The organism is Roseisolibacter sp. H3M3-2 (assembly GCF_029211165.1).
Lineage (GTDB): Bacteria > Gemmatimonadota > Gemmatimonadetes > Gemmatimonadales > Gemmatimonadaceae > Roseisolibacter.
Map to the genome: position 1 here is coordinate 1 of NZ_JARGEK010000186.1, position 9,129 is coordinate 9,129.

Sequence of the window (9,129 nt, forward strand, 5' to 3'; positions counted from 1 at the left end):
CACCGGGGCCGCCGCGACCGGGGCCACCCGGGCCGCGGCCGCCGCCGAAGCCGCCGCCGCCCTGGCCCCGGCCCTCGCCGCCGCCGAAGCCGCCGCCACCGCCCGGGCCGCGGCTCTGGCCGCCCCCGGTGTTCCCGCCGAAGCTCTGCGTGCGGGGCTCGTTCGAATTCGTGTTGTCGGCCATGTCAGAACTCCAGACCGCCCTCGCGGGCGCCGTCGGCCACCGCCTTCACGCGGCCGTGGTACTGGTACCCCGCGCGGTCGAAGACCACGCGCGTGATCCCCGCCGCCTTCGCCCGCTCGGCGACCAGCTTGCCGACCTGCGACGACTTCTCGGTCTTCTTCCCGTCCAGCTTCGTGTCGGTGACCGTGAACAGGGTCCGCCCCTGCACGTCGTCGACGAGCTGCGCGGTGATGTGCTTCAGCGACCGGAACACCACCAGGCGCGGGCGCTCGGCGGTGCCGCCGAGCGCCTTCCGCACGCGCAGGTGGCGACGCGTCCGCTTCTCGGAGCGCGTCTTCGGAATCGCGATCTTCGGCATTACTTGCCCCCGGCCTTGCCCGCCTTCCGGCGGATCGTCTCACCCTGGTACTTCACGCCCTTCCCCTTGTACGGCTCGGGCGGACGCAGCGAGCGGATCTCGGCGGCGATCTGGCCGACCACCTCCTTGTCCGCGCCGTCCACCACCACCGTCGTCGGGTTCGTGGCGTTCAGCTTGATCCCGGCCGGCGCGCGCACCTCGACCGGGTGCGAGAAGCCGAGCGACATCTGGAGCCCGAACGGGCGGTTCTCGGCCTTGTAGCCGACGCCGACGATCTCGAGCGTCTTCTGGAAGCCCTTCGTCACCCCGTCGACCATGTTGGCCACCAGGGTGCGCGTCAGGCCGTGCAGCGCCTTGTGCTGCGGGTCGTCCGACGGGCGCGTCACCGACAGCGTCCCGTTCTCGAGCGTGACCGTGATCGCCTCGGGCAGGGTGCGCGTCAGCTCGCCCCGCGGGCCCTTCACCGTCATCCGATTGCCGTTCTGCGTGATGGTCACCCCGCTGGGGACCGTCACCGGCAGCTTGCCGATACGCGACATGGGAGCGGCTCCTTACCAGACGAGGGCGAGGAGCTCGCCGCCCGTGCGCCGCTGGCGCGCCTGGCGGTCGGACAGGATCCCCGACGAGGTGCTCAGGATCGCCATGCCGAGCCCGTTGCGCACGCGCGGGATCTCGGTGACGGCGACGTACTTGCGCAGCCCGGGGCTCGAGACGCGGTGCAGCTCCCGGATCACCGAGTGCCCGCCCGCGGCGTACTTCAGGATCACGCGCAGGACCGGGCGGCCGTCCTCGGACTCCACCAGGCGGAAGTCCTGCACGAAGTTGTTCTCCTTCAGCAGGCGCGCGATCTCGACCTTCATCTTCGACGCCGGCATGTCCACGCGCCGGTGCTTGCTCCCGCAAGCGTTCCGGATCCGCGTGAGCATGTCGGCGATCGGGTCAGTCATGCTCATGGGTGATACGATCTCCTAGGGTATCCCCGCTCCCGCGGGGACCGGTAGGAAGGTTTACCAGCTCGCCTTCGTGACGCCCGGGATCAGCCCCTGGAGCGCCATCTCGCGGAACGTGACGCGCGAGAGGCCGAACTGGCGGAGGAACGCCCGGGGGCGCCCCGTCATCGCGCAGCGGTTGCGGATGCGGATCTTCGAGGAGTTGCGCGGCAGCTTCCGGAGCGCCTTGCCGGCGGCGTCCTTCTCCTCCGGCGTGGCGGTCTGGCTGATGATGGTCGCCTTCAGCGCCGCCCGCTTCTCGGCGTGCCGCGCGACCAGCGCCTTCCGCTCCTCGTTCTTGACGACCTTGCTCGTCTTGGCCATGTCGGGCTCAGTGATGCGCTGAAATGCGTGATTCGACGCCGATCCGGGCGGCGGGCGGGGCCGTGGCCCCGCCGCCGTCCGGGGGCAGCCTCGTAACTTAAGCGGCCGCCCCGGCTTCCGTCAGCTGCCCCGCCATCTGGTCGGGGCGCGGCACGAGCGGCTTCTGGTCGCCGCGGAACGGCATCCCGAGCTCGCGCAGGAGGGCGAAGGCCTGGTCGTCCTTCGAGGTGGTCGTCACGAACGTGACGTCCATCCCGTGCACGGCCTCGACCATGTCGTAGTTGATCTCCGCGAAGATCATCTGCTCCTTGACGCCCATCGAGTAGTTCCCGCGCCCGTCGAACGAGCGCGTCCCCAGCCCGCGGAAGTCGCGCACGCGCGGCAGGGCGACCGCGATCAGGCGGTCCAGGAACTCCCACATCCGGGCCCCGCGCAGCGTCACCATCGCGCCGATCTCCTGCCCCTCGCGGAGGCCGAAGTTGGCGATCGACTTCTTCGCCTTGCGGCGCACCGGCTTCTGCCCGGTGATCAGCGCCAGCTCCTCGACGACCGTGTCCAGCGCGCGCGGCTGCTTGATCGCCGCCCCGACGCCGCAGTTGATCACGATCTTCTCGAGCCCCGGGATCTGGTGCGGGTTGGTCAGCCCGAACTGCTCGGCCAGCTTCCCGCGCACCGTCTGCTCGTAGTACAGCTTGAGGCGCGGCGCCGGCACCGGCAGCCCGGCGCCCGCGTGGCTCTTCGGCGCCATCGACTCGCGCTTCCCCGCCGCGCCGCCCTTGGCCGCCTTCGCGCCCGCGCCGCCCTTCTGGGCCGGCGCGCCGCCCTTCCCGCCCTTCCCGGCGGCGGCGCCCTTCCCGCCCTTGCCGCCCTTGGCGGGGGCGTTCTTGCCGCCCTTCCCGCCCTTGTTCGTGTCCTTGGCCATGATCGGTCAGCTCCGGATCAGCGGGTGACGGCGATCGACTCGCCGCTCTTCGCGCTGACGCGCTCCTTGGTGCCGTCGGCGTCGACGCGCGTGCGCGTCCGCGTCGGCTTCCCCGACTTGGGGTCGAGCAGCATCACGTTCGAGGCGGCGATCGGCGCCGGCATCGACAGGATCCCGCTCTGCTCCTCCGGGCGGCGCGCCCGGCGGTGCTTCTTCACGATGTTGACGCCCTCGACGAGGACGCGCCCCGTCTTCGGGAAGACCTTGAGGATCTTCCCGGTGGCGCCCTTGTCGTCGCCGCGCATCACCTGCACGGTGTCGCCGCGGCGCACGTGGAGCGACTGGCGCTCGGCCTTCCGGGCGTGCCGCCCGGCGCCGAGGCGCCGCCCGTCCGTCTTGCGGTACTTGAGGATGCGCATGGCTCAGAGCACCTCGGGCGCGAGCGAGACGATCTTCATGTACTTCTTCTCGCGGAGCTCGCGCGCCACGGGACCGAAGATGCGCGTCGCGCGGGGCTCCCCGTTGTCGTTGATGATGACGACCGCGTTCTCGTCGAAGCGGATGTAGCTCCCGTCCTTGCGGCGGGTCTCCTTCACGGTCCGCACGACGACCGCCTTGGCGACGTCGCTCTTCTTCACGGTGCCGTTCGGGAGGGCGTCCTTGACCGCCACCACGACCGTGTCGCCGAGGCCGGCGTAGCGCCGGCGCGTGCCGCCGAGGACGCGGATCACCAGGGCGCGCTTGGCGCCCGAGTTGTCCGCCACCTTGACCATCGATTCCTGCTGGATCATGGCCGGTTACCTCGCGCGCTCGACGATTTCGACCACGCGCCACCGCTTGTCCTTCGACAGCGGGCGGGTCTCCTGGATGCGCACGGTGTCGCCCACCTTCGCCGAGTTCTCCTCGTCGTGCGCCTTAAACTTCTTGGACCGCGTCACCATCTTCCCGTACACCGGGTGCGGGACGCGCCGGTCGATCTGCACGACCACCGTCTTCTGCATCTTGTCGCTCACGACCAGGCCGGTGCGCACCTTCCGCGCGCCGCGCTTCGCCTGCCCGTCCTGCGACTGCGCGCCGGTGGCGGCCGTCTGGTTGTTCATCGTGTCAGCCATGGGGTCTCGGCCTCCGCCTTACTTCGCCGCGCCGCGGGCCGCCCGGCGGGCGGGCGACTTGGACGCCTTCGACGCCTGGGGCGCCGTCGTCGCCTTCGCCGGCTTCGCCGCGGGCGCCTGCGCCGCGAGCTCGCGCTCGCGCAGGACGGTCAGGAGCCGCGCGATGTCGCGGCGGATGGTGCGCAGCCGGAGGGGCTGCTCGAGCGTCTCCGTCGCGCTGCGGAAGCGCAGGCGGAACTGCTCCTCCTGGAGCTCCTGGATGCGCGCCTTCGCGTCGGCGTCGCTCAGGTTCCGGATCTCGTCAGCCTTCATTCGGTGTGCGCCTCCTCGCGGACCACGAACTTGCTCTTCACGCTCAGCTTGGCCGCCGCCAGCGCCATCGCCTTCTCGGCGACGTCGCGCGGCACGCCCTCCAGCTCGAACATCATGCGGCCGGGCTTCACGACGGCCACCCACTGCTCGGGCGAGCCCTTGCCCTTCCCCATGCGGGTCTCGGCGGGCTTCTTCGTGATCGGCTTGTCGGGGAAGATCCGGATCCAGATCTTCCCGCCGCGCTTCACCGAGCGGCTGATGGCCACGCGGCACGCCTCGATCTGGCGGTTGGAGACCCACCCCGGCTCCAGGGCCTGCAGCCCGTAGTGCCCGAACGAGACCTCCGAGCCGCGCCGGGCGATGCCCGTCGTGCGGCCCTTGAACATCTTGCGGAACTTGACGCGCTTGGGACTCAGCATGGGTCAGGGCCTCCTCACGCGCCGGTCGAGTAGGTCTTGTTGCGCCGGTCCTCGACCACCTCGCCCTTGAAGATCCAGACCTTCACACCGATGGTGCCGTAGGTCGTCTTCGCGGTGCTCGTCGCGTAGTCGATGTCCGCGCGCAGCGTGTGGAGGGGCACCCGCCCCTCGTGGTAGCCCTCGACGCGCGCGATCTCCGCGCCGCCGAGCCGCCCGCCGGCCTTCACCTTGATCCCCTGCGCGCCGCTGCGCATCGCGCTCTGCACCGCGCGCTTCATCGCGCGGCGGAACGAGACGCGCCCCGCCAGCTGCTGGGCGATCGAGTCGGCCACGAGCTGCGCCTCCACCTCCGGGCGCTTGATCTCCTCGACGTTGACGCCGACCTCCTTCCCGGTCAGCTGCGCCAGCTCGTCGCGGAGCTTGTCCACCTCGGCGCCCTTCTTCCCGATCACCACGCCCGGGCGGCCGGTGTGGATCGTCACCACCACCTTCCCCGGCTTGCGCTCGATCGTGATGTCGGCGATCGCCGCGTGCCCCATGCGCTGCTTCAGGTACTTCCGCAGCAGCGCGTCCTCCTTCAGGAGCGTCGGCATCTCCTTGGCGCCCGCGTACCACGTCGAGCGGTGGTCCTTCGAGACGCCGAGGCGGAAGCCGATCGGATTGGTCTTCTGTCCCATTATCGCCCTTCCCTCTCGGCCACGACGATCTCGATGTGGCTCGTGCGCTTGTGGACGGGAGTCGCGCGGCCCATCGCGGCGGGGGTGAAGCGCTTGAGCTTCGGCCCCTCGTTCACGATCGCGTGCGCGACGTACAGGCGGTCGACGTCGACGTGCGCGTTGCCCCGGCGCGCCGCGTCCTCCGCGTTGGCCACGGCGCTCGAGAGCACCTTCTCGATCTCGTCGGCCGCGTGCTTCTTGCTGAACTTCAGCAGCGCGAGCGCCTCGTTCACGCCCAGGCCGCGGATCTGGTCGATCACCAGGCGCACCTTGTACGGCGACTGGCGCGTCGTGCGCTGGAAGGCGCGGGCGGCGTTCGGCAGCGCGAGCGCGCGCTCGGCGCTCAGCGCCCGCGCCAGCCCCGGCTTCCGGTGGGTCGCCCCGTTGTTGGTCGGCATCTTAGAGGCTCCTCACTTCTTGCCCACGCCGCCGGCCTTCTTGTCCGACTTCGCGGCCACGTGGCCGCGGAACAGACGCGTCGGCGCGAACTCGCCGAGCTTGTGGCCGACCATGTTCTCGGTCACGTAGACCGGGATGAACTTGTTGCCGTTGTGCACCGCGAACGTGTGCCCGACGAACTCGGGCAGGATCGTCGACGCGCGCGACCAGGTCTTGGTGACCCGCTTCTCGCTCCGCGCGTTCATCGCGGTCACCTTGTCGAGCAGGGCGTCCTGGACGAACGGCCCCTTCTTGACGCTACGAGCCATGATGTGGTGTCCTCGTCCAGGCGGTTACTGCGTGGCCTTGCCGCGGCGACGGCCGCGGACGATCAGGCGCTGCGACGACTTCTTGGTGTTGCGCGTCTTCACGCCCTCCTTCTTGCCCCACGGGCTCACGACGTTGCGCCCGCCGCGCGTGCGCCCGCCGTGCGGGTGGTCGACCGGGTTCATCACCTCGCCGCGCACCTTCGGGCGCTTGCCCATCCAGCGCGTCTTCCCGGCCTTGCCCCACGAGATCAGCTCGTGCTCGGCGTTGCCGACCTCGCCGATCGTCGCCAGGCAGCGGCGGTGGATCATGCGCATCTCGGTCGACGGCAGGCGGAGCGTCACGTAGTCGCCCTCCTTCGCCACCACCTGGAGCGACGTCCCGGCCGAGCGCGCCATCTGGCCGCCCTTCCCCGGCTTCAGCTCCACGTTGTGCACCGCCGTGCCGAGCGGGATCTCGCCCAACGGCAGCGCGTTCCCCACGCGCACGTCCGACCCCGGGCCCGCCGTCACCGAGTCGCCCACCGCCAGCCCCTTCGGGTGGAGGATGTAGCGCTTCTCCCCATCCGCGTACTCGACCAGCGCGATGCGCGACGAGCGGTTCGGGTCGTACTCGATGTGGCGCACCACGGCGGCCACGCCGTGCTTGTTGCGCTTGAAGTCGATGATGCGGTATTTCCGCTTCTCGCCGCCGCCGATCCGGCGCATCGAGATGTGGCCGTGGTTGTCGCGGCCGCCCGAGCGCTTCAGCGGCTCGGTGAGCGACTTCTCCGGCGTCGTGCGCGTGATCTCCGAGAAGTCGGAGACGGTGCGGAAGCGCGTGCCCTTGCTGACGGGCTTGAACTGACGGATGCCCATGGCGGCTTAGCCCTCGAACCCGAAGGTGTCGATCGTGCCCTCCTTGAGGGTCACGATCGCCTTCTTCCAGTGCGGTCGGCGGCCGACCGACGTGCCCACCCGGCGCGTCTTGCCGCGGACGTTCATCGTCCAGACCTGCCCCACCTTCACGCCGAACAGGCGCTCGATGGCCTGCTTGATCTCCTGCTTGTTCGCGTCCGGGTGCACCTCGAACACGTACTCGCCCTTGTCCTGGTAGGCGAGCGACGTCTGCTCGGTGATCACGGGACGCACGATGACGCGGTGCAGCGTCGGCATCTTACGCCTCCCCCTCGCTGGCGCCGGCCGACGCGTCCGCGGCGTTCGCCAGCGCGCCCTGCTCGACGAGGACGACGTCCGACCACAGGATGTGGTAGGTCGACGCGTCCGTGTACGGCATCACGTGGACGGCCGGCAGGTTCCGGGCGCTCTTGAAGACCGCCTCCTTCTGCCCGTCCGTCAGGATCAGCACCTTGCGCTCGGCCACGCCCAGCTTGCCCAGCAGGGCCAGCAGCGCCGACGTCTTCGGCGCGTCCATCGACAGCGCGTCGACCACCACCAGCGCGTCCTCGCGGGCCCGCGCGTTCAGCGCGCTCTTGCGCGCGAGCGCCTTGACCTTCTTCGGGAGCCGCTCGGTGTAGTCGCGGTTCGGCTGCGGGCCGCCGTAGGTGCCGCCGCCCGGCCAGTGCGGCGCGCGGGTCGAGCCCTGGCGCGCGCGGCCGGTGCCCTTCTGGCGCCACGGCTTCTGGTTGCCGCCCGTCACCACCGAGCGGCCCTTGGTCGCGTGCGTCCCCTGGCGCTGGTTCGCCAGGAACGCCTTCACCGCCTGGTGCATCACCGGCACGTTCACCGTGCCGTCGAACACGCCGCCCGGGAGCGTCACGCGCGCGCGCGCCGAGCCGTCGGCCCCGAACGCGGCCGCCTGCATCGAGTTATTCGTCTCGGCCATGGGATCAGCCCTGCTTGCGGACGAGGACGATCCCGTTGGTCGGGCCGGCCACGCTGCCGCGGATGTAGATCAGGTTGCGCTCGGCGTCGACCCGCTCGACCCGGAGCCCGCCCTGCGTGTGCCGCTCGGCGCCGTAGTGCCCGGGCATCTTCTTCCCCTTGATCACGCGCGACGGGTCCGTGCCGGGGCCGATCGAGCCCGGCTTGCGGTGCTTCGTGTTGCCGTGCGTGTTCGCGCCGCCGCCGAAGCCCCAGCGCTTCACCACGCCCTGGAAGCCGCGCCCCTTCGTCGTCCCCGTCACCTTCACGCGCTCGCCCGCCGCGAAGATGTCGACGCCGACGGTCTGCCCGACCTCGTAGGCCGGGATCTCGGGGGTCTTCCCCGGCGCGTCGTCCAGCCGGAAGCTGCGCAGCACGCGCGGCGCGTAGTCCAGCTGCGCCTTCGCCGCGTGCCCCAGCGCCGCCTTGCTGGCCCGCGCGCCCTTCGGCGTGCGCTCGCCCTTCGCGCTCTCGCGCGCGGTCCGCTGCCGCCCGTACCCCAGCTCGACGGCCGCGAACCCGGCGGCGGCCTTGTCGACCACCTTCGTCACGGGGTTCGGCGCGGCCTCGATCACCGTCACGGGCACCTGCTGCCCCTGCTCGTTGAAGATCTGGGTCATCCCCAGCTTCTTCCCGATGATGCCGATCATGCGTTGCGTCCCTCTCTGTAGTCGCGGCCCGCCGGCGGCCGGTGTGCGCGCCGTGCGTTGATGGCCGTTGGACTGTGGATCCGTACGTGGGGGCGTGACCGTCTCCCGTCAGCGGCCCCCTCGTGCCGGATCCGTCTGCGCGGCTGCGCAGCCGCGCAGTTGCGCGGGTGTCGCCGTTGCTACTCGACCTTGATCTCGACGTCGACGCCCGCCGGGAGGTCGAGCTTCGTCAGCGCGTCCACCGTCTGGGCGCGGCTGTCGAGGATGTCGATCACCCGCTTGTGCGTCTTCAGCTCGAACTGCTCGCGCGACTTCTTGTCGACGTGCGGCGAACGGAGGACCGTCCAGCGCTGCGTCTTCGTCGGGAGCGGGATCGGGCCCGACACCTGCGCGCCGGTCTTCTCGGCGGTGCGGACGATGTCCGCCGACGCCTGGTCGATCACCGCGTGGTCGAACGCCTTCAGGCGGATGCGAATGCGGCCAGCCATGTCTCTACCCGCGGGTTACTGGATGATCTTGGCGACGACGCCGGCGCCGACGGTGCGGCCGCCCTCGCGGATCGCGAAGCGCAGCCCC

18 protein-coding genes and 2 pseudogenes are annotated in these 9,129 nt (G+C 70.7%); all 20 read right to left on the reverse strand.

Annotation, left to right across the window (positions count from 1 at the left end; genetic code table 11):
- On the reverse strand, nt 1-184 hold a 184-nt coding region (locus tag PYV61_RS15155), incomplete at its 3' end, for a hypothetical protein (protein ID WP_275833014.1).
- 1 nt (nt 185) lies between these two features.
- A complete protein-coding gene (gene rplR / locus PYV61_RS15160) occupies nt 186-542 on the reverse strand; it encodes a 50S ribosomal protein L18 (RefSeq protein WP_275833016.1) in 357 nt (118 codons plus the stop codon).
- A complete protein-coding gene (gene rplF / locus PYV61_RS15165; RefSeq protein WP_275833018.1) occupies nt 542-1,081 on the reverse strand; it encodes a 50S ribosomal protein L6 in 540 nt (179 codons plus the stop codon). The genes rplR and rplF overlap by 1 nt, the downstream gene beginning before the upstream one ends.
- A 12-nt stretch (nt 1,082-1,093) precedes the next feature.
- Nucleotides 1,094-1,495 (reverse strand): 30S ribosomal protein S8, encoded by a 402-nt coding sequence (rpsH, locus tag PYV61_RS15170; RefSeq protein WP_275833020.1) that lies wholly within the window; start codon nt 1,493-1,495, stop codon nt 1,094-1,096.
- 54 nt (nt 1,496-1,549) lie between these two features.
- Nucleotides 1,550-1,855 carry a 30S ribosomal protein S14 gene (rpsN, locus tag PYV61_RS15175; protein WP_275833021.1) on the reverse strand — a complete coding sequence of 102 codons (306 nt, stop codon included), beginning with the start codon at nt 1,853-1,855 and terminating at the stop codon, nt 1,550-1,552.
- 97 nt (nt 1,856-1,952) lie between these two features.
- Nucleotides 1,953-2,603, reverse strand: coding sequence for a 50S ribosomal protein L5 (rplE, locus tag PYV61_RS15180; protein WP_275833050.1), 651 nt, complete (start codon nt 2,601-2,603; stop codon nt 1,953-1,955).
- Between the two features lie 191 nt (nt 2,604-2,794).
- A complete protein-coding gene (rplX, locus tag PYV61_RS15185) occupies nt 2,795-3,109 on the reverse strand; it encodes a 50S ribosomal protein L24 (protein WP_345785244.1) in 315 nt (104 codons plus the stop codon).
- Nucleotides 3,110-3,199: 90 nt separating this feature from the next.
- Complete coding sequence (gene rplN / locus PYV61_RS15190; RefSeq protein WP_275833026.1) at nt 3,200-3,568, reverse strand: 50S ribosomal protein L14; 369 nt, start codon at nt 3,566-3,568, stop codon at nt 3,200-3,202.
- Nucleotides 3,569-3,574: 6 nt separating this feature from the next.
- Nucleotides 3,575-3,877, reverse strand: coding sequence for a 30S ribosomal protein S17 (gene rpsQ / locus PYV61_RS15195; protein ID WP_275833052.1), 303 nt, complete (start codon nt 3,875-3,877; stop codon nt 3,575-3,577).
- Between the two features lie 126 nt (nt 3,878-4,003).
- Nucleotides 4,004-4,201, reverse strand: a pseudogene (gene rpmC / locus PYV61_RS15200) (50S ribosomal protein L29); the annotation flags it as partial.
- Nucleotides 4,198-4,620: a 50S ribosomal protein L16 gene (gene rplP / locus PYV61_RS15205; protein WP_275833028.1), complete on the reverse strand. Its 423-nt coding sequence runs from the start codon at nt 4,618-4,620 to the stop codon at nt 4,198-4,200. The gene rplP and the pseudogene rpmC, both read right to left, overlap by 4 nt.
- Nucleotides 4,621-4,634: 14 nt before the next feature.
- Complete coding sequence (gene rpsC / locus PYV61_RS15210; RefSeq protein ID WP_275833031.1) at nt 4,635-5,297, reverse strand: 30S ribosomal protein S3; 663 nt, start codon at nt 5,295-5,297, stop codon at nt 4,635-4,637.
- Nucleotides 5,297-5,734 carry a 50S ribosomal protein L22 gene (rplV, locus tag PYV61_RS15215; RefSeq protein ID WP_275833034.1) on the reverse strand — a complete coding sequence of 146 codons (438 nt, stop codon included), beginning with the start codon at nt 5,732-5,734 and terminating at the stop codon, nt 5,297-5,299. Before rplV ends, rpsC begins: the two co-directional genes overlap by 1 nt.
- Before the next feature lie 12 nt (nt 5,735-5,746).
- A complete protein-coding gene (gene rpsS, locus PYV61_RS15220) occupies nt 5,747-6,043 on the reverse strand; it encodes a 30S ribosomal protein S19 (RefSeq protein WP_275833036.1) in 297 nt (98 codons plus the stop codon).
- Nucleotides 6,044-6,067: 24 nt separating this feature from the next.
- Nucleotides 6,068-6,898 carry a 50S ribosomal protein L2 gene (gene rplB / locus PYV61_RS15225; protein WP_275833038.1) on the reverse strand — a complete coding sequence of 277 codons (831 nt, stop codon included), beginning with the start codon at nt 6,896-6,898 and terminating at the stop codon, nt 6,068-6,070.
- A 6-nt stretch (nt 6,899-6,904) separates the two neighbouring features.
- Nucleotides 6,905-7,195, reverse strand: a complete 291-nt coding sequence (locus tag PYV61_RS15230) for a 50S ribosomal protein L23 (protein ID WP_275833040.1) — start codon at nt 7,193-7,195, stop codon at nt 6,905-6,907.
- A 1-nt stretch (nt 7,196) separates the two neighbouring features.
- Nucleotides 7,197-7,865 (reverse strand): 50S ribosomal protein L4, encoded by a 669-nt coding sequence (gene rplD / locus PYV61_RS15235; RefSeq protein ID WP_275833042.1) that lies wholly within the window; start codon nt 7,863-7,865, stop codon nt 7,197-7,199.
- 4 nt (nt 7,866-7,869) lie between these two features.
- Nucleotides 7,870-8,553 carry a 50S ribosomal protein L3 gene (gene rplC / locus PYV61_RS15240; protein WP_275833044.1) on the reverse strand — a complete coding sequence of 228 codons (684 nt, stop codon included), beginning with the start codon at nt 8,551-8,553 and terminating at the stop codon, nt 7,870-7,872.
- Between the two features lie 179 nt (nt 8,554-8,732).
- A complete protein-coding gene (gene rpsJ / locus PYV61_RS15245; RefSeq protein ID WP_025411782.1) occupies nt 8,733-9,041 on the reverse strand; it encodes a 30S ribosomal protein S10 in 309 nt (102 codons plus the stop codon).
- Between the two features lie 15 nt (nt 9,042-9,056).
- A pseudogene (locus tag PYV61_RS15250) lies at nt 9,057-9,129 on the reverse strand (elongation factor Tu); the annotation flags it as partial.